This window comes from Mesorhizobium sp. M5C.F.Ca.ET.164.01.1.1 (genome assembly GCF_004792125.1).
GTDB lineage: Bacteria > Pseudomonadota > Alphaproteobacteria > Rhizobiales > Rhizobiaceae > Mesorhizobium > Mesorhizobium wenxiniae.
Window position 1 is genome coordinate 151498 of record NZ_SRTG01000003.1, and the last position, 24064, is coordinate 175561.

Here is a 24064-nt window from a genome sequence, read left to right on the forward strand (position 1 = left end):
AGCCTTGGAGCTTCCCGTTTGTCTTTTATCGTCAACGATCCGGAACGAATGGCTGCCCCAAGGAAGCCGGTGTGTTCATCATCGTCAAACGCTTGTTGCGCGAGATTAGAACGAGAACCACGATGGTTGCCAGATAGGGCAACGAAGAAAGCAGTTGCGAGGGAACCGGAATGCCAAAAGCCTGTGCATGAAGCTGGCCGATCCAGACCGCGCCGAAGATATAGGCGCCAGCCAGCACCCGCCATGGCCGCCATGATGCGAACACGACCAGCGCCAGTGCGATCCAGCCGCGTCCGGCGGTCATGTTCTCCACCCATTGCGGCGTATAGACCAGCGACAGGTGGCCCCCGGCAAGGCCTGCACAGGCGCCGCCGAAGATCACCGCCAGATAGCGGTAGCGGATGACCTGGATGCCAAGCGCATGGGCCGATGTGTGGCTGTCGCCGATCGAGCGCAGCGTCAGCCCGGTGCGGGTCTTGAACAGGAACCACATGACGGCGACGGTCAATGCAATCGAGATGTAGAAGATGGGGTCCTGGCCGAACAACAACCTGCCGATGACGGGGATGGCTGTCAGGCCGGGAATGTCGAGGTTTGGCAGCCTCGCGCCGGGCTGGCCGACAAAGCTGGTGCCCATCATGCCGGAAAGCCCGAGGCCGAGCAATGTCAGCGACAGGCCGGTCGCCACCTGGTTTGTGGCCAGCGACAACGTCATGACAGCGAACAGCAGCGAAAACACCGCACCTAAGGCGATCGCCGCCAACAACCCGATCCACGGCGATCCGGTGAGATAGCCGGCGCCGAAACCGCCGACCGCCCCCATAATCATCATGCCTTCGACACCGAGATTGAGCACGCCGGAACGTTCGACCACCAGCTCGCCGATCGCCGCGATCAGCAACGGCGTCGCCGCGGTTGCGATGGTCAAAAGAATGTTGACGGTGATGTCCATCAGCGGGCCTCCTCCAGCTTCGGTGCGGATTCAAGCTTCGGCGCGGCAAAGCCGATCAGACGAATGCGATAGTGAATGAGCGTGTCGCAGCCGAGCACGAAGAACAGGAGCATGCCCTGGAACACGCGCGCCACCTTGTCGGATATGCCGAGCGCGCTTTGCACCGCTTCGCCGCCGAGATAGGTCAGCGCCAGCACCAGGCCCGCCGCGACGATGCCGAGCGGATTGAGCCGGCCGAGGAACGCCACGATGATGGCGGCAAAGCCGTAGCCGGGCGAGATCACCGGCTGCAGCTGGCCGATGGCTCCGGAGACTTCCGAGATGCCGGCAAGCCCGGCCAGTGCACCCGACAGCATGAAGGCGAAGAACACCATCCGGTTGATACCGAAGCCGGCGAAGCGCCCTGCCCTGGGGCTTGAGCCGAGCACGCGAACCTCAAAGCCTTTCAGCATGCGGCTCATCAGGATCCAGACCAGCACCGCCGCGACCAGCGCGAACACGAAACCCCAATTGGCACGGCCGGAGGCCGGCATCAGTTCCGGCAATATGGCCGAGTCGTTGAACTGTATCGTCTGCGGGAAATTGAAACCCTTCGGATCGCGCCACGGCCCACGCACCAACCAGTCGAGGAACAGCTGGGCGACATAGACCAGCATCAGGCTGGTCAGGATCTCGTTGGTGTTGAAGCGCGTCTTGAGCAAGGCGGGAATGGCGGCGTAGGCGGCACCGCCGACCATTCCGAACAGCAGCATCAGCGGCAGCACCAGCGGGCCTTCAAATTGGGGAAACAGCACCGGAATGCTCGAGCCGACGATACCGCCCAGAATGAATTGGCCTTCCGCGCCGATGTTCCAAATGTTGGCCCTGTAGCAAACCGACAGGCCGACCCCGATCAGGATGAGCGGTGCCGCCTTGATCGCCAGCTCATGCAACTGCCAGACCTGACTGACCGGCTCGAGGAAGTAAATTTGGAACGCCTGCAAAGGATTGACGCCAAGCAGTGCGAACAGGATGGCGCCGGCAACGATCGTCAGCGCAAAGGCAATGAAGGGGGACAGCGCCGAAAACAGCATTGAGCGCTGTGGCCGTTTGACGAGTTCGAGGCGCATCATGACGTCTCCAGAGCGTGTTCGGCGTGGCCGGGCTCGGCCCCGCCCATCAGCAGTCCGATCTTTTCGAATGTGGCCTCAGCGATTGGCAAAGGCTTCGATAATTCGCCATTGTGCATCACCGCGATCGCGTCGGATATCTCGAACAATTCGTCGAGATCCTGACTGATGACCAGCACTGCGGAGCCGCTGCGCGCCAATTCGATCAGCGTCTGGCGAATGTGGGCGGCGGCACCGGCGTCGACGCCCCATGTCGGCTGATTGACGACCATGACGCTTGGCCTGCGGTCGAGTTCGCGGCCGACGATGAATTTCTGCAGATTGCCGCCTGAAAGCGCTGCCGCCTCCGGGTCCGGAGCGCTTTTGCGCACATCCATCGCCTTGATGATGCGCTGGGCGGCGGCATAGATCGCATCGCTTTTGACCATTCCGCCGGCGCCGACAAACACCTTGCCGTCGGTGGCATGGCGCGACAAAAGCAGGTTTTCCGAAAGCTTCATGCGGGGGGCTGCACCGTGGCCGAGCCGCTCTTCCGGCACGAAGGCAGCGCCCATCAGCCGCCTGCCGGTGATGCTGAGGCCGCCGGCATCCTTGCCGCGGATGCGCACCGAGGCGGCATCCTGCTGCGGCACCTCGCCGGAAACGGATTCGAAGAACTCGCCCTGGCCGTTGCCGGCAACGCCTGCAATGCCAATCACTTCGCCGGCGCATACCGTCAGGTTGATGTTCCTGAGCGGGATCGAGAACGGCGTTGCCGGCCGGCGGCTGAGCGCGCGAATTTCAAGCAGCGGCCGCGCGGTCTCGATACCCTGAACCGGCGCGCGCACCACGGCCTGCACGTCGTTGCCGACCATCATGCGGGCCAGCGATGCCGCGGTTTCCTTGCGCGGGTTGCAATGGCCAACCACCTTGCCGTGGCGCAGCACGGTGGCGCGGTCGCAGATGCGCTTGACCTCTTCAAGGCGGTGCGAAATGTAGAGGATGGACTTTCCTTCCGAGCGCAACCGTTCGAGCGTCTCGAACAGCTTGTCGGCTTCCTGCGGCGTCAGCACCGAAGTCGGCTCGTCGAGAATGATGAGCTGCGGCGTCTGCAGAAGGCAGCGGATAATCTCTATACGCTGGCGCTCACCGACCGACAGGTCGCCGACCAGCGATTGCGGGTCGAGCGGCAAGCCGTAGCTGTAGGAAAGCGCCCTCGCCTTCGCGGCAATCGTGCTGATCGGCGAACCGTCGTCCAGCGACAGCGCGATGTTCTCCGCCGCCGTCAGTGCCTCGAACAGCGAAAAATGCTGGAACACCATGCCGATGCCGAGCTTCTTCGCAAAGCCGGGATTGGTGATCGTGACCGCCTGACCGTTCCAGAAAATCTCGCCCGAATTGGGCTCCAGTGTTCCGAACAGCATTTTGACGAGCGTCGACTTGCCGGCGCCGTTCTCGCCGAGCAATGCGTGGATTTCGCCTTTTGCGACGTTGAGATCGATATGGTCGCACGCGGTCAGCGTGCCGAACGTTTTGGTAAGGCCACGAACCTCAAGCAGGTCTGCGCCGTCCTGATTTGCACTCACAGTGCCTCCCATCTGGTTTGCCAGATATGTTCTGTGTTCCCGCAGGCATCGTATGCGCGGCCTGCTGTCATCGCAAAGCGGCACCCGTCTTGAAAGAGCTTCAAGAATTTCAGCGGAAACTCAAGGGATAGCAAGGCTCAGGGGATAAGAATGGTTGTCCCGGTCGTCCTGCGGCCTTCAAGGTCGGAATGCGCCTTGCCGGCATCCTCGAGCGCGTAGCGCTGGTTGATCTTGATCTTGACCGCGCCGCTGAGCACGATTTCGAACAGCGCGGCGGCGGACGCCTCCAGGTCTTCGCGCTTGGCATTGTAGACGAACAGCGTCGGGCGGGTTGCGAACAGCGAACCTTTCTGCGCCAGCAACGACATGCTGAACGGCGGGACCGGCCCCGACGATTGACCGAAGCTGGCGAACATGCCGAGCGGCTTCAGGCAGTCCAGCGAGGCCGGAAAGGTGTCGTTGCCTACCGAATCATAGACGACGTCGCACTTCTTGCCGCCGGTGATGGCGAGAACGCCGGCGACGAAGTCCTGCTCGCGATAGTTGATGACGTGGTCGAAGCCATGCGCCTTGGCGAGCTCGATCTTGTCGGCGGAACTGGCGGTGCCGATCACGGTTGCGCCAAGATGCTTGGCCCATTGGCCGAGGATCAGCCCGACGCCGCCGGCCGCGGCGTGAAACAGAATCGTGTCGCCCGCCTTCACCTTGAAAGTACGGCGCAGCAGATATTCCGCCGTCATCCCTTTCAGCATCATGGCGGCCGCCTGTTCGTCGCTGATGCCGTCCGGCACCTTCACGACGCGGTCGGCGGCGATCACGCGCTGCTCGGCATAGGCGCCAGTCGTCACGGCGTAGGCGATGCGATCGCCCGGCTTCAGCCAGTCGATATCCGCGCCCACTTCCACCACCACCCCGGCCGCCTCGCTGCCGGGTATCAGCGGGAAACCGCCTGGCGGCGGATAAAGGCCGGAGCGATGGTAGACGTCGATGAAATTGAGGCCGACCGCCGTGTGTCTGACCAGGATTTGTCCCGAGCCGGGTTGGCCCGGATCGGCGTCCTCATAGGTCAGAACCTCCGGACCGCCATTGGCGTGGATGCGTATTGCTTTGGACATTGATGAGGCTCTCTTGGGACCAGACTCTCTTGGATCAGGTTTTCTTGGCGCCGAGCGTTGGAAAGAGCTGCATGATACCGCCGATGCATGCGAGGTAAAGTCCGGTGACCGTGATGCCGATCTTGGTGAAGACACTCACCTGCTCCCCCAAGACGCCGATCTGGTCGTAGAAGGCGGCAAGAGCTGCCTGCGCCAAGGCCAGCGCTCCGAAAGCGCACCATAGCAGCGTCATGCCAAGGTTGATCGGGCGCAGCCGTACCACCCGCACCGGGTGGATGAAATTGATCGGCACGAAGGTCAGGATGCCGGCCACCACGACGACGGCGAAGGAAACCCATTGTCCCGGATCGATGACGAACAGCGTGAATACCACCATGTTCCAGACCACCGGAAACCCCTTGAAGAAATTTTCCTTCGTCTTCATGCCGGTGTCGGCATAGTAGATTGCGCTCGACACGACGATGATCGCCGCCGACAGGAACGACAGGCCCTCACCCATGAAGCCGCGCTGGTAAAGCGCGAAGGCCGGTATCAGCACGTAGGTCACGTAGTCGATGATGTTGTCGAGGAGTTCGCCCGACCATGTCGGCAGGATTTCCTTGACCTCGAGTTTCCTGGCGATCGGCCCGTCTATGCCGTCGACGAACAGCGCCAGGCCCAGCCACCAAAACATCGCCGTCCAGCGCTGCTCGCTCGCAGCCACCAGCGACAGGAACGCCAGGAACGACCCCGACGCGGTCAGCAGATGGACAGAAAACGCGCGCGCCTGCGGCCACGTGACTTTCTTCTTCGGCCTAGGAATCCGGTCGGTGATCTTTTCGGCGATTTTCCGGGCCTTTGTGTTCTTGCTCACGGGCCCCGCCAGTCCAGCTTGCAGATTTCGGCCGAGCGGCCGGCAAAATTCCAGTTGCGGCCGAAGGCCCGCATCTTGCTCTTGTCGGACCTGGCGACGACGATTTCCGGTGCGATCCAGTACTCCGAATTGCTGATCACCGTATCCTTGTCGCGGTCCTTGCCTGGGATCGGCGTCACCGCCCCGTCGATAATCTTCGGTATCTGGAAGATCCGCGTCCTGTCACGCGTCTCATAGGTGATCGGCGCTTGCTCGACGCCGAGGAACTTTCCGACCAGGATGGAGAGCAGCGAGGTGGTTCCGCCAGCCTTGCCGGTGAAAATCCTGGTCAGCGCCTTTACCGCATAGACTGAGGCGCGCTTGTCGATGAACAGTCCGGCGGTCCAGTTGCCGCGGCTCATATAGCCGGGGATTTCCATGACCAGCCCAAGGTTGAGGCCGGACAGGTCGACCTCGCCGAAATGGCCGGCATCGATTCGGAACCCCGCCCAGGTCTGACAATAGCCCTCGGTGGGCGGATGACTGCCGAGAGACAGCACGCAAGGACAAAAAACCGTGCAATTGCAGGAGAGTACCAGCTCTCCTTTCATTGCCCAGCCTTGATCCGCCATCGAATTCTCTCCCTATGCCGAGACTACTAGCAGGGCGGCTGCCCAGACAAGCAGTATCGCACCGGCGATCCGGGTTGGCAGCCTGCCCGCCGTCTGTTTTTCGATCAAAGTGAACAGGCCGATCAGCGCCATCCAAAACACGTTCATCACACCGACGGCGAACATCACCAGCATCAGCGCCCAGCAACAGCCGAGGCACCAGACGCCCTGCTCCATGCCGAGCCGGAAAATCCGGCCGGGCCTCGCGCTCCAGTTCGAAAACAGGATCGAGAACGGGTTTTTGCATTTCATCAGGCAGGCTACCTTCAGGCCGCTGAACTGATAGAGGCCGGCAACCAAAAGCGCGACTGCTCCGGTCGCTCCGACCACCGGATCGAGCATCTGCACAGGTGAGGCGAAGGCGTGGACGATGAGCGTCAGCGCCGCAAACACTGCCGACGCGGCCAACCACACGCTGAGGTAACCGGCGACCAGGACCAGCGGATGGACGACCGCTTCGCCCTTGATCCGCGCGGTATCGGCGATCTCGCAATAGGTGCGGATCATCGGCGCCGCCGAAGGCAGCATGGTGGCGACCGCCATCAGGAACCACATGACGACGAGCGCTCCGGCCTGCGCGCCAACGCCCCCGTCGAGCGGCGCAGGTGCAAGACAAAGGGTGAAGAAGCGCTCAAGAAAATCCGGCAGCGGCAGCTGCGGCAAATATCTGATCAATGTGTCGCCGGGCGCATCGATGCCCGGAACCCGGCTTTCGGCGCCGCGAATCGCCATGGCGCCGAGAAGCAGCCAGGCCAGAAGGACGCCTGCGCTCAAAACGATGTTCACCGCCAGTCGAGGATTGCGCGAGACTCTCGCCGTAGCCCGGCCGAAACGGTCGAGATGATTGAAATCATGGTCTTGGCCGATCATGGCAATCGAATGGGCCGAATCGCCGCGTTGATCAAGCCGTATGATCTGACCTATATGCTTCTTAGGTCGGACCGACCGCCTCGCATCACAATCCGGAAGCGAACTTGGACCATCAGCAGACAGCACGGATACTGGTTGCCGGCAGTGGCCCGGCAGGGCTGATCGCAGCGCTTGGTTTTGCGGATGCTGGCTTTCCGGTGACGCTCGTCGGACCTGAGGCAAATGGCCAAGACGGCCGAACGACGGCCTTGATGAATCCAGCCCTGGATCTCCTCGAACGGTTGGGCGTCCTCGATGAGGTGAGGTCCAAAGCCGCACCGCTGAAGGTTATGCGCATCGTCGATGCAACCAGCCGGCTGATCCGCAGCCCGGTGGTCATTTTTCGCGCCAGCGAAATCGGCGAGGAGCAGTTCGGGCTGAATTTACCCAACAGCGCGCTCAATCCCGCACTTGCCGGGGCCGTTGTCGCGCATTCCGGCATCGAATGGCGAAAATCGATGGTGGAGACCTGGCGCCTCGACGCCGATCATGCCCATGCGATCCTGTCTGACGGCAGCGAGGTTGCAGCATCGCTGGCGGTCGCTGCCGATGGCCGTCTGTCGCCGGCCCGCGAGGCTGCCGGCATCTCGACATCCGCGCGGTCCTATCCGCAGGCCGCACTGGTTCTCAATTTCGCTCACCGCAGCGACCACGCTTTCACCTCGACCGAATTCCACACCGAGATCGGTCCGTTCACCCAGGTTCCCCTGCCCGGCAACCGGTCCAGCCTCGTCTGGGTAGTAGAACCGGCAACGGCGAAAGAACTCGCCGCACTGGACGATGCTACGCTTTCGATGCGGATCGAACAGCGGATGCAATCGATGCTGGGCCGGGTTTCTGTCGAACCCGGCCGGCAGATCTACCCGCTTTCCGGCGTAACGCCCCGGTGCTTCGCGCGTAACCGGGTGGCACTTGTCGGCGAAGCCGCCCATGTGTTTCCGCCGATCGGCGCGCAAGGTCTCAACCTTGGTATCAGGGATATCGATGATCTGGTTGGAATTACTTGCGAAAACAGGGTTGACCCCGGCGCCGTTAAGGCACTCCGAGCCTATGATTTCAAGCGCCGGCCCGACATCCTGGCGCGCAGCAGAGCGGTCAACCTGCTCAACAAGTCGCTGCTCTCGGACATGCTGTCAGCACAGATGGCGCGCAGCGCTGGTCTCGGCGTGCTCGGCGGCTTCGCGCCGCTTCGCGCCTTTTTCATGCGCGAGGGACTGCGGCCCGGCAGTGGTTTTGCCGCACTCGCCGGCGGCTTAAGGAAACAAGTCAGGCGGTAGCACGCCGTCGGGCTAGCCCGTAGTGACGGGGCGTCAAGCGCTGCGGCATTGAATTGATGCGGGCGCCTGCGTCAAGTAGGGCCAGGTATCAGCCCTAAGTCGGGCTCGATTTTTTGAAGCGTAATGCGTAAATTCAAAGCCTTAGAGAGTCTTTGCGCATTCCAAGGACGCGGCGCTCCTAGGACTTAGTGGTGAGTACGATGATGAAAACAGCCAAATTCTCGATCGGGCAGGTGGTTCGCCACCGGCTGTTTCCGTTCCGCGGCATCATTTTCGATGTCGACCCGCAATTCGCCAACACCGACGAATGGTACGAGGCGATCCCCGCGGATGTGCGGCCGCGCAAGGACCAGCCCTTCTACCACTTGCTCGCCGAGAATTCGGAAACGGAATACATCGCCTATGTGTCTGAGCAGAACCTGCTTGAGGATCAGTCTGGCGAACCGGTGCGGCATCCGGAGATCGGTGAGATGTTCGACAAGAGGCCGGACGGGCGCTACGAGCCGAGACGCCAGTCAAGACATTGACCTTGACGAAATTGCAGGCCTGACCGGGATCAGGAGAAATTGCAGGCCTGACCGGGATCAGGAGAAATTGCAGGCCTGACCGGGATCAGGAAATGGCTGGCCGAAACGAAAAAAAGCGGGGCATGACCCCGCTTTTCCTTAGAAATTGCGCCTGAGGGCGATCAATTGGCGGTCTTCGCCTTGTCCTGCTCTTCCTTGAGCTTCTTGGCGAAGTCCTGATTGTTCTTGGCAACGAATTCCTGAAGCTTCTTCTGCCGATCCTCGATGTCCGACTGCTGCAGCGGCGGCCCGTCGAAGGCGCCGCTGAAGCCGGTCAGCGCGACCTTGATCGGGTTCGGCTGGTTCTGGAAATTGACCGAGGTGAGCGTCAGGTTCGAACCCTTCTTGAAGGAGGCGACGAGCTGGTCGGTCAGCGGCACTTCCGCCACGCACCGGTCAGGGAAGCAGATCACATAATCGAGCTTCTGCGCCTTCCCGGCATCGATCTGGAGGCCAATGCCGGGAGGAACCAGGCGGCCGGTCGGAACCGTCACCTGGAACACCTTGCGGTTCACCTTGCCCTTCAATTCGATCAGGCTGACGCCGGTGACGAGCTGCCCGTTGCCGGCAGTGGTGATGTTCTGGACATTGCAGATGTCGACGTCTTCCTGCTTGGTGCAGGCTTTGAACCAGCCCTGCGGAATCTGCTGTTGCTGCTGCGCAAGAGCATTGGGAAGTTGTGCGCCCAGAAAGCCGACCACGCCAGCGGCCATGACCGACAGGCGGTACGCGTTGCTGTTCAGGCTCGTCATATCGTGCACTTCCTCTCAAATGATCCCAGGACCGGCTTCTTCGCGCCGTGTGGTCCAGCTACCTGTTGCCGAAATGAGGCAACAGAATGACTTCGGACGGCGTGTTACACTGCAAGCGGTGCCGAATCCAGCCCGATAGTCGCAATTCTTGAGCTCGCGATTGGCCGGGAGGCGGCCGGCTCATGTTAGGGTGCGCTCCGAATCATCAAGCCGACCCAGTAAGGAGACGGTCATGGGCCGCGTTCTTGTTTGGCTGATCGCCGCGATCTCGTCTATCACCCTTTCGCTTCAGCCAGCTCTGTCGGAGCCGAAACACGCGATCGCCATGCAGGGCGAGCCGGCGCTGCCGGCCGATTATACGCATTTCAACTACGTCAATCCCGATGCGCCGAAGGGCGGCAGCATCACCTATTGCGTCGTTGGCAGCTTCGACAATCTCAACCCGTTCATCCTGAAAAGCCTGCGCACGACCGCACGCGGCATGATCGATAAGATCTTCGGCAATCTGGTCTTCGAGCCGTTGATGCAGCGCAATGACGATGAAGCCTTTAGTCTTTACGGCCTGCTTGCCGACACTGCCGATATGGATCCAGAGCGCAAGAGCATCGAATTCCACCTCGATCCGAGGGCCAAGTGGTCTGATGGCCAACCGGTGACTGCGGAAGACGTGCTGTTCACTTACGACGTTTTTACCGAGAAAGGCCGACCACCCTACAGCGCCCGTATGAGCATGGTCGCCAAACTCGAAAAGATCGGCGACCGCAGCGTGCGCTTTACATTCAATGACAAGGCTAACCGCGAGACTCCGTTGGTTATCGCGATGACGCCAATCGTACCGAAGCACGCTTTCGACAAGGAGACCTTCGACAGGACCACGCTGAAACCGGTGATCGGCAGCGGCCCGTACACCGTGGCGCACGTGGCGCCTGGCCAGCGCATCGTGTTCAAGCGCAACCCAAATTATTGGGGCAAGGACATCCCAGCCAAACGCGGTTTCGACAATTACGACCAGATCACCATAGAATATTTCCTCAATGCCAACGCCAAGCTGGAAGCTTTCAAGAAAGGCATCTGCGCCGTCGACGACGACAGCGATCCGGTCAAGCGCGAGCGCGATCTCGACTTCCCGGCCTTCCACAAGGGCGACGTGATCGCCGAAACGTTCGACACCGGCATCCCCCCAGTGGTGACCGGGTTCCTGTTCAACACAAGACAGGAGAAGTTTTCCAATCCGGTCGTTCGACGCGCGCTCGGCATGCTCTACGACTTCGAGTGGGCCAACAAGAACTTGTTTGGCGGCAAGTACATGCGCACCATGAGCTATTGGCAGAATTCCGAGCTTTCCGCGCTCGGCCATCCGGCCGACGACAGAGAAAAGGCGCTTCTGGCACCCTACCCGGGTCGTGTGCCAGCCGATGTCATGGACGGAACCTGGCGGCCACCCGTCACCGACGGCTCGGGCCAGGACCGCAAGGTGTTGAAAGCTGCCTTCGACATATTGAAGGGCGCGGGCTATGCCTTGCAGGATGGAGTTATGCTCGATCCCGAGGGGAAACCGTTCGGCTTCGAGATCCTGACCGCCTCGCAGAACGAGGAGCGCCTTGCCGCCATCTACCAGCGCACGCTGGCGAAGATCGGCATCGCTGTCACCATCCGTAACCTTGACGGCGACCAGATCCAGTCGCGCAAGCAACGTTTCGATTTTGATGTGCTGATCGGCAGCAGCGGCTTCGAGAACTCGCTGTCGCCGGGCATCGAGCAGCTCGGGCGCTGGGGATCAGCTGCCGCCAATGCCGAAGGTTCATTCAACCTTGCCGGCGTCGCCGATCCGGCGATAGATGCCGCGCTAGAGGCGATGCTCGACGCCCGCAGCCGCGAAGATTATGTGGCCGCCGTCCGGGTCCTCGACAGGTTGTTGATCTCCGGCAACTACATGGTTCCGATGCAGCACAACACGCAGCAATGGCTCGCCTACTGGAGCTATCTGGAACATCCGCAAAAGACGCCCATATCAGGTTATCGGCTGCCGACATGGTGGCGCAAGCCGAAGTGACCTCTTCGGAACAGGAGATCAAGATGAGCGACAAGATGTCGATTACCGTCGATGTGGTCTCCGACGTTGTCTGCCCCTGGTGCTTCATCGGCCAGAAGCGGCTCGACAAGGCGATCGCCGCGGCAACCGATGTCGAGGTGCACATTCGCTGGCGGCCGTTCCAGCTCGACCCAACCATCCCGCCCGAAGGCAAAGATCGCCGCGACTACCTGGTGGCCAAATTTGGCAGCGACGAACGCATCCGCGAGATCCACGCCCGCATCGAGCCACTGGGCGAGGCCGAAGGGATCAATTTCGCCTTCGCCGCCATCAAGGTCGCGTCCAACACGCTTGACGCGCACCGCGTCATCCGCTGGGCTGGTACCGCCGGCGAGGTCGTGCAGAACCGGCTGGTGCGACGCCTGTTCCAGTTGAGTTTCGAGGAAGGCGCCAATCTCGGCGATCATGTCGTGCTGATCAACGCCGCCCGCGAGGCCGGCATGGATGCATCCGTGGTCGAGACGCTTTTGCCGACGGACGCCGATGTCGAGGCAGTGCGCACCGAAATCGCCACCGCTTCGCGCATGGGTATCACGGGCGTGCCGTGCTTCCTGCTTGAGGGCAAGTACGCGGTGATGGGCGCGCAGGACGCCGACACGCTCACCGACGCCATTCGCCAGGTTGCTGCGGCCAAGGCGCGGGGCGAGTTCGAGAAAGCGAACTGAATAGACGCTATTCCACCGTTACCTTGGCGTGACTGACGAAAAATCATTTGCTGCTGGTGCGGGTCAATTCCTTGATTGACGACTTTCCCTTGATTGGCGGCTTGCGGCTTGCAAGATAGCGACTCCTTGCTGCAGCTGTTCCGTAGGCAAGCTTGGGGCATCGATGTATTGCGCTGCAGCCAACGCGATTCCGGTTACTTTCCGGGCGCCGCCAGGTCCGACATGGCAACAAAGACGTGTTGCAGACGGCACTTTTTTGCGCGCATCCGTCTTCCGCAGCATAAAAATCGGCTGATCGACCACGCTCCCTCCTTCACAAAACTGTGGAAAGAGCTTCCCTAAGGGAAGATGCCGGCCATGGCATGCGTGGCTCAGCAACCCATTGAATTTACGAGCATAATTTCCTTCGGGAACGACACGGCATGGCATTTCAGTCCGGAATTCTGTTGCTTGATGGCAACGGTGAGCGGATCAATCCCCGCAGACCGAGAAAAGATAATGGAAAATGATCAATTGGTGTTACTGTCTGTAACAAAACTAAAAGAGGTTTGGGCGGGATAGTGATTCGGGTCGGTGGACCAGAGCGACATTCAATATCGGAAAAATGGCTCCGCGGTGCCGCAAGGCCGCCGCTCCTGACACCGGTTTCCTCGATGCGCAGCTTCTGGGGACTGATGCGGGCCTACTGGTTCTCGGACCGCTGGGTGGAGGCCTGGACGCTGACGCTGGTCATAGCGCTGTTTACTGCGCTCTCCAGCAAAGCCGGCGTCTGGTTCGCCGAAGCATCCGGGGAACTGGTCAACTCGATCGCCTTTTACCACGATGCCGCGAACACCACGCCGCTCGCATCGCTGCTCACCAATGCCGGCATGCTCATCCTTCTGGTCGTGCTCAAGGACGCGGGCTTTACCGGCATCCGCACCTTTGTTTCCGCAACGCTGCATCGCAAATGGCGAGGTTGGCTGGACAGCCGTTTCAACGAAGCGCTTCTCGACAGCAATCACACGCATTTCCATGCCCAGCATGGTTCCTCCGGCGCCGCCGCTCCCGACAACATCGACCAGCGCGTCCAGGAATCGATCAAGGACATGACCGGCGGAGCCATCGGCCTCGCTATGGGGGTCATGGCTGTCGCCACATCGCTTTATTTCGTCGGCCGGAAACTACTTGAAACCTCGGCGGAGGTGAAAGGGCTGGAGTTCCTCGGCAGCTATGGCAGCGCGGTCCTGGCTTTCCTGGCGGTCGCCATATACGTGCCGCTGAACACCTGGATCGCGGTGAAGCTCGGCAGACTGCTGGAGCGGCTCAACATCCGGATGCAGCAGTCCGAAGGCAGTTATCGCGGCGAGCTGACGACGTTCCTGCGTCGCAGTTTCCACGTCGCCGCCTCACAGGGCGAGAACGTGCAAAAGACGATGCACGACCGGCTTTATGTCGATATCGACAGCACCTGGGCACGGCTGAACATTGTCAACACCGGCTACCGTTCGTTCGAGCTGGTCTACAATTTCATCGGCGCCCGCATTGTCGCGTACGGGCCGGGCCTCGTGCCCTACATCCACAACCGTTTCGATCTCAAGGGCTATATAACCGGCTCCGAGATGGTCAACTCGCTGATCAGTCAATGTTCGTGGTTCATCCACGTCATGCCTTCCATCGCGGCGCTGCGGGCCAACAGCCAACGCGTCACCGAACTCGCCAACGCGATCGAAAACGTCCAGCGCCCGCAGGAATTCTACAGTCTCACCGGCTGCTCCGATTTCCGCTACGATCGCCAGAACCCGGTTTTCGGCTTGACCATACAGAAGCTCGAGCTGAGCCATCAGGGCGAGGACGCCACGCCGTTCCTGAGCGCTGCGAATCTGCGCTTCCGACGCGGTGAGTGGACGTTCCTGAAGGGCGAATCGGGTTGCGGCAAGACATCGCTGATCAAGGCAATCAACGGCTTGTGGCCCTATGGCCGCGGGACCATCGTCTTCCCGGAAGGAGTCGAAAGTTTCTATGCCGCCCAGGAAGTAAAGCTGCAGCAGGTCTCGCTGAAGCAACTGGTCTGCCTGCCCGGCTCAGAGCGCGATTACACCGACACGCAGGTTGCATCGGCTTTGCACAGAGCGGGCCTTGGCGATTTCATCGAACACATGGCCGATGAAAGCCGCGAGGGAATGAACTGGGACCAGGTGCTTTCGGGCGGCCAGAAACAGAAGCTGGTTGTCGCTCGCATCGTTCTGCAGCAGCCGGGGCTGCTGTTTCTCGACGAAGCGACCGGCGCGCTCGACCCCGAAGGGAAGATCGCCTTCCATCAAGCGATCAAGGACAATTGTCCAGACGTCACGGTGATTTCGATCATGCACGAGGCCGTGCCGCCAAGGTCGCTTTCAGGCGCCGAATTCTACCACAGCATCGTTGCCATCGCCGATGGCGTCGCGACCAAAAAGCCGTTGGCGCCGAGCCTGCCGGTCGAGCTCACCACCATCCTCGAGCACCCAAGGCCGGTCGAGGAAAGATGGCTGCGCTTCCCTCGCCGCATGAGGCAGAAATAGCGGCGACACAACTTCGCTGCCCAGTGTCGCTGGTGATCCTGCCCTGCCCGCTGCAGCCGGCAGTGCCCGGGCGGATCACCGGCTCGCCCCGGTTAGCAGTGTTTCAAGGAGCTTAAGGACATCGACGGCCGTTCCGTCCGGGCGAAAGCAAAACGTCAGACGCGCTCGCCGTCCTTCACCCGGTAGGTCGGCTTGTACATGGTGACGAGTTCTTCCGCCGCGGTCGGATGCACAGCCATCGTGCGATCGAAATCATCCTTGGTCAGACCCGCCTTCAGCGGAATGCCGAGCAGCTGCGCCATCTCGCCGGCATCCGGCCCGAGGATATGGGCACCGAGCACTTTTTTCGAGGTGCCGTCGACCACCAGCTTAATCAGCATCTTTTCGTCGCGCCCGGACAGTGTGTGCCGCATCGGCCGGAAGGTGGCGCGGTAGATCTCAACGTCGGAAAAACGCTTTATCGCCTCATCTTCCGACAGGCCGACCGTGCCGATCTCGGGCTGCGAAAAGACCGCGGTGGCGATCGTATCATGGTCGGGCGCGGTCGGGTTGCCCTTGAAGGCGGTCTCGACGAAACACATCGCCTCGTGGATCGCCACCGGCGTCAATTGCACGCGGTTGGTGACGTCGCCGATCGCCCAGATGTTGTCGATGTTTGTACGCGAATATTGGTCGACATTGATAGCGCCGGTCTTGGTCATCTCGATGCCGACGCCCTCAAGACCCATGTTTTCGGTATTGGGGAGACGCCCGATGGCGAGCATGACCTGATCGACCGCCAGTATCTTGCCGCCAGTGACGACAGCGTCGAGGCGTCCGTCTGGGCGCTTCCTGATCCATTCGGATACGGCATGGCAGAGGATTTTTATCCCCTTCTTTTCCATCGTCTCGTGCAGCATGCGCCTGAGATCCATATCGAAGCGGGAGAGGATCTCCTTGCCGCGATAGACCAGCGTTGTGTCGACGCCGAGGCCGTGAAAGATGTTGGCGAATTCGACGGCAATATAGCCGCCGCCCTCGATCATGATCGCCTTCGGTAATTCCTTGAGGTCGAAGGCTTCGTTGGAAAAGATGCAGTGCTCGTGGCCGGGCAGAGCCGGGTGCGGCGCTGGGCGGCCGCCGGTGGCGATAAGAATCTGGTCGGCGGTGATGGTGCGGTCGTCGCCGAGAAGGTGCACCACATGCGGATCGACCAGCATGGCGCGCGACTGAAACGTCTCGCCGCCGGCACCTTGGACATTCTTCCTGTAGATGGCTTCCAGCCGGCTGATCTCGCGATCCTTGTTGGCAACCAATGTCTGCCAGTCGAAGTTCGCCTGCGTCACGGTCCAGCCATAACCTGCGGCGTCGGCAAAATGTTCGGGAAATTGCGAGGCATAGACATAGAGCTTCTTCGGCACGCAGCCGCGAATGACGCAGGTGCCGCCATAGCGGTATTCCTCGGCAATGCCGACGCGCTTGCCGAGTGCCGCCGCCACGCGCGCCGCCCTCACCCCGCCGGAGCCGCCGCCGATGACGAAAAGATCGTAGTCATAGACGGCCATGGTGCGGCTCCTTGCCCTTCAAAATGTTTGAGACAGGTAGGTTGCAAACCACCAAAAGAAAAGCGCGGACCGTCGCGCCGCGCATGCTGTCGGACGCGCAATGGAGGCCGGGCTTTCCGGTCCGGCAGCGATAACGCCGCCGGACAATATGCTCAGTTCTTCGGTGCTTCCGTACCAGCCGTAGGAGCCGCGGCATTCGCCGGTGCCGCCGGCGCTGCAGCCTTCGCTGCCGCGGCCAGAGTTTCGCCGACCTGTTGTGCGAGATCGCGAGCGACGCCGTTCTGCCAGATGTCGGCGGCCTTTAGCAGGTCACGCGTCACGGCCGGGCCGCTGTCGAGCAGCTTCTTGCCGGAGTCGGAATTGTAGAAAGCGGCGATTTCGATAAGCTCTTTTTCGGAAAAAACCTTGGCATAGGCCATGGCTGCTTCCTTCTCGAGATCAGCGCGGCGCGAGGCCAGCGCCAGAGCCTTTTCGCTGACCGTCCTGCCGATCAGCTCCTGCATGTCCGGGTTCTTCTGGATAAGCTGCTGCTGAAGCGCGGCGGCGGCCTGCGGCAGGATGTTGTCGAACGGGTCCGTCGCGTGGATCGCCGCGACCGCGGCGCGGGCCGCCTTCAGATGCCCGTCGGTGACGTCCTGCGAGAACGCCGGCGATGATAACGCAAAGACGGCTGAAGCTGCCAGAACGGCAGAAAAACGGCGAACCCGGTTATGCAACGTCATGATCGGTAGAACTCCCTGGTTTTCGGGCGGCATGGACGGTTTGGATGCCATCGCCGGCTATGATGGCCGCTGATGCCAGCCCGATGAAAAGACCATGCTCGACCACGCCAGGAATAGCATGGAGAGCATTCGAAAGCGCTCTTGTATCCGGAATGCGGCCAAAAGATGCATCGAGGATAAAATGGCCGCCGTCTGTAACAAAAGGCTGGCTCCCCGTCATCCTCAATGTGACGGGACCGGAAAGGCCGAGCCTTCCGGCCGCCGCGGCGACCGCGATTTCCGTGGCACGCAGGCCGAACGGGTTGACCTCGATGGGCAGTGGAAAACGGCCGAGCGTCTCGACCATTTTCGAACGGTCGGCAATGACGATCATCCGGGCGGAAGCCGCCGCTACAATCTTTTCGCGCAGCAGCGCACCGCCGCCGCCCTTGATCAGTGTCAGCGCCGGATCGATCTCGTCGGCGCCGTCGACCGTAAGGTCGAGTTCGGGCGTTTCCTCCAGCGTCGACAGCGGCACGCCAAGCTCGCCGCAAAGGATGGCGGTGCGCTCCGAGGTCGGCACGCCGATAATGGTGAGGCCGGTGGCGACCTTCTCGGCAAGCAGCCGAACGAACTCCTCGGCCGTCGAGCCGGTGCCGATGCCGAGCCGCATGCCATCAGTCACATGGGCAAGTGCCGCCCGCGCGGCCTCGACCTTCAGTTGCCTCGCATCCATGCCTGCCCCGGATTTCGCTTGTTTCGGCGCTCCTAGCATCTTTGCACGTCCGGTCAAAGACTTTGCCCTGTGGATTGACCAAGCACTGCTTGCCTGGATGGGCTGCAGCGGCTATCGCCTGCCGGCAGCGTAATCGTCACAGGACAGGCCATGACCCGACCGATCATCGTGTTCGACCTCGACGGGACGCTGATCGATACAGCGCCGGACCTGCTCGACAGCCTCAACCACAGCCTTGCCGCCAGCGAACTCGCAGCCGTCGATGAGGCCGGCTTCAAGCGCTTCGTCGGCCATGGTGGACGAGTGATGATCGAGCGCGCGCATGCCGCCCAGCAGAGATTGCTTGAAAGCCAGGAGCATGATCGCTTGCTGAAACTGTTTCTCGATCATTACACCGACAACATCCCGGGTAAATCGCGCCCCTACCCCGGCGTCGTCGAGACGATCGCCCGATTCGAAGCAGCCGGTTATCTCCTGGCCGTCTGCACGAACAAATACGCAGCCAACTCGGTGGCGCTGATCGAGGCGCTCGGCCTGGCGAAGCATTTCGCGGCGATTTGCGGCCAGGACACGTTTGCGTTCCGCAAGCCCGATCCGCGCCATCTGACCGAAACCATCGTGCTGGCCGGCGGCGATCCGCACCGCGCGCTGATGGTCGGTGATTCGCAGACCGACATCGATACGGCGAAAGCCGCCGGCATTCCCGTGGTCGCGGTCGATTTCGGCTACACCGACCGCCATGTGCGCGAATTCGAACCGTCGGCGGTGATCTCGCACTTCGACGCACTGACGCTTGGTCTGGCCGAACGCCTGATTGCCGCTGGGGGGCACTGAGCGAGGCGACCGGTTCGCTCCCGGCGGGATTGCATTCGGTCTTCGTCGGAACGCGAGGGCATCGCCTTGACTTCCCCGGCCGGCCCCCCTTATATCGCGGCGCGCTTGGCCTTCGGGCAAAGAGCGGGCGATTAGCTCAGCGGGAGAGCACACCCTTCACACGGGTGGGGTCGCAGGTTCAATCCCTGCATCGCCCACCAATACCCGCTTCCGGTACAAAGCTACCATCCGCTTCGCAGCCGCCTACGCTTCGAACTTCCGCCTCATCGCCAGGTTTGCCATGACCCGGTTCATGCGATTCGCCAGGCAGCTGGGTACACATCGCTAAGCGCTGTCTACCCTCGGAATCGCTCAAGCTGCACATTGAACGCGGCCGGGAGAAAGTTGACGGACGATAAAATCGTCCTAGGTGAGCTGCTATCTCAGTGGCCCCGGGGAACTGACGAGGGGAAATCGCCGTCGACCTCCTGCTCCGACCAGGTGAAACTGCGCATTGCAAATGCGTCTGGCTTCCGCGAACATTGCTGGACCCCATCAAGGGCCCGTAGCGGCCGACCCGAATACCGAGCGCTGGCTTCCCGGCCCGCTGTCCTGGCGGCCTTCGGGATGAGCTTGGATCCAGCCAGCGTCCTTAAGTCAAAAGGGAGGAACAACCGATGAAACTGACAAAACACCTGACCGGTGTAGTGATCGCGTCGACCTGTCTGTGTGCGCCCGCGCTGGCGCAGACGAAGTTGACCATGTGGTATCACGGCGCCGGCAACGAGGTGGAGTCGCGAACCCTCAACCAGATCGTCTCCGACTTCAACGCCAGCCAGTCCGATTGGGCGGTGACCATCGAGAGCTTCCCAGAGAAGAGCTACAACGATTCCGTCGCGGCGGCGGCCCTGGCGGGCAACCTGCCCGACATCTTGGATGTGGACGGGCCCGTCATGCCCAATTGGGCCTGGGCCGGCTATCTGCAGCCGCTGCCGATCGACGAGAGCGAGTTCGCCGACTTCCTGCCCGGCACCAAAGGCGTGTGGGACGGCAAGCTCTATTCGGTCGGTCTGTGGGACGCGGCGGTGGCGCTTTTTGCACGCCAATCGACGCTGGACGAGCTGGGCCTGCGCACCCCGAGCCTCGACAAGCCCTGGTCGAGAGAGGAATTCATGGCCGCGCTTGATGCCGCCAAGGCCTCCGGCAAATATGAATTCGCCCTTGATCTCGGCATGAACGACCAAGCCGAGTGGTACTCCTATGCCTTCTCGCCGTTCCTGCAGAGCTTCGGCGGAGACATTGTCGACCGTTCGACCTACAAGACCGCGGAAGGCGCGCTGAACGGCGAGGCTGCGCAGGCCTTTGGCAAGTGGTGGCAATCGCTGTTTACCGGAGGCTATGCGCCTGGCACCAGCGAGGACCCCGCCGATCAGCAGACCGGCTTCATCGACGGCAAGTTCGCCTTCCAGTGGAACGGCAACTGGCGCGCGGTGGCGACGATGGAAACCGTGGATGACGTTGTCTTCCTTCCAGCCCCCGATTTCGGCGCGGGCAACAAGATCGGCGCGGGCTCCTGGCAGTTCGGCGTCTCGGCCAAGTCCAAGCATCCGGAAGGTGCTGTCGAGTTCATCAAGTTCGCCGCGCAGGACAAGTACCTGGCCGCCTTCTCCGACGGCATCGGCCTGATCCCGCCCACGCCCTCGGCGGCACAGATGACGAAGAACTACAAGGACGGCGGCCCGCTCGCGGTGTTCTTCGACCTCTCGAAAGCACAAGCTCTGGTGCGCCCGGTCACCCCGGGCTACGTGGTCCAGGCCAAGGTCTTCACCAAGGCACTGGCCGACATCGCCAATGGCGCCGATGTGGCCGACACGCTTGATGCGGCGGTCGACGAGATCGATGCCGACATCGAAAGCAACGGCGGCTACGGTCACCGGTAGTTCTGTCGCGCCGGGGTCCCCGCCAGCCGCGGACTCCACGCTTTCTGGCGGATATTCATATGGCATCGAAACTAACCCTGTCGAACCGGACGGGCTGGACATTCGCCCTGCCGGGTTTCGCACTCATCGTCACGTTCATCGTCCTGCCGTTTTTCTTCGCGATCGGTCTCTCATTGACAAATCAGCGGCTGCTGTCACCGAATGCCACCCAGTTCGTCGGGTTGGAAAATTATCGTCAGCTCCTCGGCCTTGGGGTGGTGACGCTCGAGCCAGAGCGCGACGATGCTGGCAAAGTGGTCCGAAACGAGGCCGGCGAAATCCAGTATCCCCGCCTGCGTGAGATCACCCGTAGCGAGGCCTATCCCCAGTATCGCGGCATGCGCGAATGGTTCCGCTGGCAGTCCGGCGAGAACGTCATGGTTGTCATCGCCAGCGACGTTGTGTTCATGAAGGCGCTGGTAAACACCTTCCTGTTCGTCCTAGTCGTGGCGCCGGTGCAGGGCGGCCTCGCGCTGATGCTTGCTTTGCTCATCAACCAGAAGCTAAGGGGCATCAACATATTCCGGACCATCTACTTCATGCCGGTGGTGGTCTCCATCGTCGTGGTCTCGCTCCTCTGGCGGTTCATCTATGACGGCCAGAACGGGCTGTTGAACAGCATCCTCCAGGGGCTCACCTTCGGCCTCTTCCAGCCCGTCGACTGGCTGGGCAACCCCTCGACCGCGCTGCCCGCGATCATGGCCATGTCGATCTGGCAGGCCGTCGGCTTCCACATGGTCATCTGGCTAGCCGGGTTGCAGATGATCAGTCCCACGCTCTATGAGGCCGCCGCGATCGAGGGTGCTTCGAAATGGCAGACTTTCCGCTATGTCACCTGGCCGGGCCTGCGCAATACCGCCGTGCTCGTCCTTGTCGTGATCACCATGCAGGGCTTCGCCCTCTTCGCCCAGATCGACGTGATGACCAATGGCGGTCCGCTCGACAGCACCCAGACCCTCGTCTTCCAGGCAGTCGAGCGCGGCTATGGCAAGCAGGACATCTCGGGCGGCTCGACCATCTCGGTCATCCTGTTCGCGATCGTGCTGGCGATCTCACTCACTCAGCGCTGGCTGACACGGGAGCGTTAAGATGGCCCTCAATCCTGACAACTACGGCCTGAGGCTCTTCGTCCGCTATCTGGTGCTGTGCCTGATTGCCTTGATCTTCATCTTTCCGCTCGTGTTCATGATCAACTCGAGCTTCAAGCCCGACAGTCAGCTCCTCGCGGACACCTCCAGCCTGCGTGCTTTCCTGCCCGTCGGGGACATCAGCTTCAACAACTATTTCGGAGCGTTCCGGCGGGCGCCTGTCGGCCTGTTCGTCCTAAACTCGGTTCTGGTCACCGGGACGACCGTCCTTCTCTCGTTGTTGATCTGTTCGCTGGCCGCATTCTCCTTCGTTTTCCTGCGGTGGAAGGGGCGCGACGTGGTGCTCTCGATCGTCATCGCCACGCTGATCATCCCTTTCGAGACCATCGCTATCCCGCTCCTGCTCCTGGTCTCTAAACTGCCCTGGATCGGGCTTGATGGGCTGCACTGGGGCTGGCTCAACACCTACAGGGTACAGATCATCCCCTGGATCGCCGATGGGCTGACGATCTTCCTGTTCGTGCAGTATTTCAAAGGACTGCCGGGCGAGCTGATCGAGGCAAGCCGGGCGGAGGGCGCGAGCTGGTGGCAGGTCTACTATCGCGTTGTCATGCCGCTTTCAGGGCCGGTTCTGGCGACTGCCGCCATCCTGAAGTTCCTCGTCATGTACAACCAATATCTCTGGCCGCTCGTCGTCGTGCAGCAGGAAAACTACCGCCCGGTCATGGTCGGTCTCGGCTACTTCTTTCAACTCAACGTCGCCTGGGGCGAAGTCATGGCTTATCTCACCCTTATCACTGTCCCGGTGCTGATCTTCTACCTCTTCCTGCAGCGCGCCTTCATCGCATCGATCGCCTCGACCGGTGTGAAGGGCTGAATGCATGGTTCTCGCGCTCAAGCGCCAGTGGATCTGGGACGACTGGTATGCCCATGACGGCAAGCGCGGGCACGGCTACTTCCTCAAGGCCGACCAATCGATCGGTGACCCCGAATTGCCGCACATGAACCAGGGAGCCATCGCTTATGGCTGAGGTCTCGCTCAAGGCCGTCAAGAAATCCTATGGTCGGGTCGACGTCATCAAAGGCGTCGATATCCACATCAACGATGGCGAGTTCGTCGTCTTTGTCGGACCGTCAGGCTGCGGGAAGTCCACCTTGCTGCGGGTGATCGCCGGACTCGAGGACATAACCGAAGGCATCCTCGAGATCGGAGGCCGGGTGGTCAACGAACTCCCGCCCAAGGAACGCGGTGTTGCGATGGTGTTCCAGAGCTATGCCATCTTTCCGCACATGACGGTGCGCGAGAATATCGCGTTCGGCCTTACGATCGCGGGCGCTCCCAAGCAGGAAAAGGAGCAGAAGGTGGCCGAGGCCGCACGCATCCTGCAAATGGAACATTTGCTCGACCGCCGCCCAAGTCAGCTTTCGGGCGGCCAGCGCCAGCGAGTCGCTATCGGGCGCGCAATCACTCGGAAACCTTCCGTATTCCTGTTTGACGAGCCGCTCTCCAACCTCGACGCCGCGCTGCGCATGGATATGCGTATGGAAATCGGCCGGCTGCGCAGGCAACTCGGAACAACGATGATCTATGTCACCCATGACCAGGTCGAGGCGATGACGCTGGCTGACAGGATCGTCGTCCTCAAGGATGGTCAAGTCATGCAGATAGGAGCGCCGATGGAACTCTATCACGAGCCGGCCAACAGGTTCGTCGCCGGCTTTCTAGGAGCCCCGTCGATGAATTTCCTGAACGTCGACGTCCTCGACCTCGATGGCGAAGCGGCAACGGTTGGCAATCAATCCCTGGAGCCGATCAGGGTAGCGACCAGAAGGCGCTCCTTCCGGAAAGACGGCAAGGCCATCCTGGGTATCCGTCCGCAGTACCTCCGGGCGGCGCAGCCTGGAGAAGGCATGCTGCATGGCATCGTGGCACATACCGAGCGGTTGGGCAGCGAGACGGTCGTGGACCTGACACTTCGCGACGATCACGAGCTCATTGCAGCCTTCGATGAAGACAAGATCTTTGAACCGGGTGACGCCTTGGAGCTCACGTTCGACACGGCCTTAGCCCATCTCTTCCCCGACGAGGGTGAGCTGCAGACGCCCTAAACGTGAGCATGGACAACGCGACGCATCGGCGCGATTCGCGAGTGTCCAT

General features: G+C 61.3%; 22 protein-coding genes and 1 tRNA gene. 12 read left to right on the top strand and 11 right to left on the bottom strand.

What is annotated here, in order from left to right; all coding sequences use genetic code 11:
* Positions 1-31 precede the first annotated feature (31 nt).
* The 7 genes from EN807_RS21695 to EN807_RS21725 all read right to left on the bottom strand — a co-directional run bounded on the left by EN807_RS21695 (position 32) and on the right by EN807_RS21725 (position 7114).
* The gene (locus EN807_RS21695; RefSeq protein ID WP_127316153.1) at positions 32-952 is read right to left on the bottom strand and encodes an ABC transporter permease; all 921 of its coding nucleotides are present in this window, start codon (positions 950-952) and stop codon (positions 32-34) included.
* A complete protein-coding gene (locus tag EN807_RS21700; protein WP_135936607.1) occupies positions 952-2064 on the bottom strand; it encodes an ABC transporter permease in 1113 nt (370 codons plus the stop codon). The genes EN807_RS21695 and EN807_RS21700 overlap by 1 nt, the downstream gene beginning before the upstream one ends.
* Positions 2061-3638 (bottom strand): ABC transporter ATP-binding protein, encoded by a 1578-nt coding sequence (locus tag EN807_RS21705; RefSeq protein ID WP_189522536.1) that lies wholly within the window; start codon positions 3636-3638, stop codon positions 2061-2063. Before EN807_RS21705 ends, EN807_RS21700 begins: the two co-directional genes overlap by 4 nt.
* Before the next feature lie 125 nt (positions 3639-3763).
* Complete coding sequence (locus EN807_RS21710; protein ID WP_135936609.1) at positions 3764-4741, bottom strand: quinone oxidoreductase; 978 nt, start codon at positions 4739-4741, stop codon at positions 3764-3766.
* Positions 4742-4775: 34 nt separating this feature from the next.
* The gene (gene pcsA / locus EN807_RS21715; RefSeq protein ID WP_281405216.1) at positions 4776-5594 is read right to left on the bottom strand and encodes a phosphatidylcholine synthase; all 819 of its coding nucleotides are present in this window, start codon (positions 5592-5594) and stop codon (positions 4776-4778) included.
* On the bottom strand, positions 5591-6205 hold the full coding sequence (locus tag EN807_RS21720; protein ID WP_127316158.1) for a DUF1326 domain-containing protein: 615 nt from the start codon (positions 6203-6205) through the stop codon (positions 5591-5593). Before EN807_RS21720 ends, pcsA begins: the two co-directional genes overlap by 4 nt.
* A 12-nt stretch (positions 6206-6217) precedes the next feature.
* Positions 6218-7114, bottom strand: a complete 897-nt coding sequence (locus EN807_RS21725; protein ID WP_246684264.1) for a DUF2182 domain-containing protein — start codon at positions 7112-7114, stop codon at positions 6218-6220.
* A gap of 104 nt (positions 7115-7218) precedes the next feature.
* Between EN807_RS21725 and EN807_RS21730 the strand changes: the two genes are divergently transcribed.
* Both EN807_RS21730 and hspQ read left to right on the top strand, forming a co-directional pair.
* Complete coding sequence (locus tag EN807_RS21730; protein ID WP_135936611.1) at positions 7219-8430, top strand: UbiH/UbiF family hydroxylase; 1212 nt, start codon at positions 7219-7221, stop codon at positions 8428-8430.
* Between the two features lie 203 nt (positions 8431-8633).
* Complete coding sequence (gene hspQ / locus EN807_RS21735; RefSeq protein ID WP_029352484.1) at positions 8634-8957, top strand: heat shock protein HspQ; 324 nt, start codon at positions 8634-8636, stop codon at positions 8955-8957.
* 161 nt (positions 8958-9118) lie between these two features.
* On the opposite strand, the gene EN807_RS21740 is transcribed toward hspQ, so the two are convergent.
* Complete coding sequence (locus tag EN807_RS21740) at positions 9119-9748, bottom strand: invasion associated locus B family protein (RefSeq protein ID WP_135936612.1); 630 nt, start codon at positions 9746-9748, stop codon at positions 9119-9121.
* 232 nt (positions 9749-9980) lie between these two features.
* On the opposite strand from EN807_RS21740, the gene EN807_RS21745 reads away from it, so the two are divergent.
* The 3 genes from EN807_RS21745 (at position 9981) to EN807_RS21755 (ending at position 15045) form a co-directional block, all read left to right on the top strand.
* Positions 9981-11801 (top strand): extracellular solute-binding protein, encoded by a 1821-nt coding sequence (locus EN807_RS21745; RefSeq protein WP_135936613.1) that lies wholly within the window; start codon positions 9981-9983, stop codon positions 11799-11801.
* A gap of 23 nt (positions 11802-11824) precedes the next feature.
* Positions 11825-12505, top strand: a complete 681-nt coding sequence (locus EN807_RS21750) for a DsbA family protein (RefSeq protein ID WP_135936614.1) — start codon at positions 11825-11827, stop codon at positions 12503-12505.
* Between the two features lie 653 nt (positions 12506-13158).
* A complete protein-coding gene (locus EN807_RS21755; protein WP_189522537.1) occupies positions 13159-15045 on the top strand; it encodes an ABC transporter ATP-binding protein/permease in 1887 nt (628 codons plus the stop codon).
* Positions 15046-15200: 155 nt separating this feature from the next.
* On the opposite strand, the gene gor is transcribed toward EN807_RS21755, so the two are convergent.
* The 3 genes from gor to rpiA form a co-directional block, all read right to left on the bottom strand.
* Positions 15201-16589: a glutathione-disulfide reductase gene (gor, locus tag EN807_RS21760; protein ID WP_135936616.1), complete on the bottom strand. Its 1389-nt coding sequence runs from the start codon at positions 16587-16589 to the stop codon at positions 15201-15203.
* 152 nt (positions 16590-16741) lie between these two features.
* Positions 16742-17311 (bottom strand): DUF2059 domain-containing protein, encoded by a 570-nt coding sequence (locus EN807_RS21765; protein ID WP_135936617.1) that lies wholly within the window; start codon positions 17309-17311, stop codon positions 16742-16744.
* Positions 17298-18026: a ribose-5-phosphate isomerase RpiA gene (gene rpiA / locus EN807_RS21770; protein WP_127316166.1), complete on the bottom strand. Its 729-nt coding sequence runs from the start codon at positions 18024-18026 to the stop codon at positions 17298-17300. Before rpiA ends, EN807_RS21765 begins: the two co-directional genes overlap by 14 nt.
* A 150-nt stretch (positions 18027-18176) precedes the next feature.
* Between rpiA and EN807_RS21775 the strand changes: the two genes are divergently transcribed.
* From EN807_RS21775 to ugpC, 7 genes are all read left to right on the top strand, one after another.
* Entirely contained in the window at positions 18177-18860 is a 684-nt protein-coding gene (locus tag EN807_RS21775; RefSeq protein ID WP_135936618.1) for a phosphoglycolate phosphatase, read from the top strand.
* Positions 18861-18985: 125 nt separating this feature from the next.
* Positions 18986-19060 (top strand) — tRNA-Val (locus EN807_RS21780).
* 486 nt (positions 19061-19546) lie between these two features.
* The gene (locus tag EN807_RS21785) at positions 19547-20779 is read left to right on the top strand and encodes a sugar ABC transporter substrate-binding protein (protein ID WP_246684265.1); all 1233 of its coding nucleotides are present in this window, start codon (positions 19547-19549) and stop codon (positions 20777-20779) included.
* A gap of 59 nt (positions 20780-20838) precedes the next feature.
* The gene (locus tag EN807_RS21790; RefSeq protein ID WP_135936620.1) at positions 20839-21906 is read left to right on the top strand and encodes a sugar ABC transporter permease; all 1068 of its coding nucleotides are present in this window, start codon (positions 20839-20841) and stop codon (positions 21904-21906) included.
* Between the two features lies 1 nt (position 21907).
* The gene (locus EN807_RS21795; RefSeq protein ID WP_135936621.1) at positions 21908-22783 is read left to right on the top strand and encodes a carbohydrate ABC transporter permease; all 876 of its coding nucleotides are present in this window, start codon (positions 21908-21910) and stop codon (positions 22781-22783) included.
* A 4-nt stretch (positions 22784-22787) separates the two neighbouring features.
* Complete coding sequence (locus EN807_RS35650; RefSeq protein WP_156768251.1) at positions 22788-22937, top strand: hypothetical protein; 150 nt, start codon at positions 22788-22790, stop codon at positions 22935-22937.
* On the top strand, positions 22930-24015 hold the full coding sequence (gene ugpC, locus EN807_RS21800; protein WP_135936622.1) for a sn-glycerol-3-phosphate ABC transporter ATP-binding protein UgpC: 1086 nt from the start codon (positions 22930-22932) through the stop codon (positions 24013-24015). Before EN807_RS35650 ends, ugpC begins: the two co-directional genes overlap by 8 nt.
* Positions 24016-24064 lie beyond the last annotated feature (49 nt).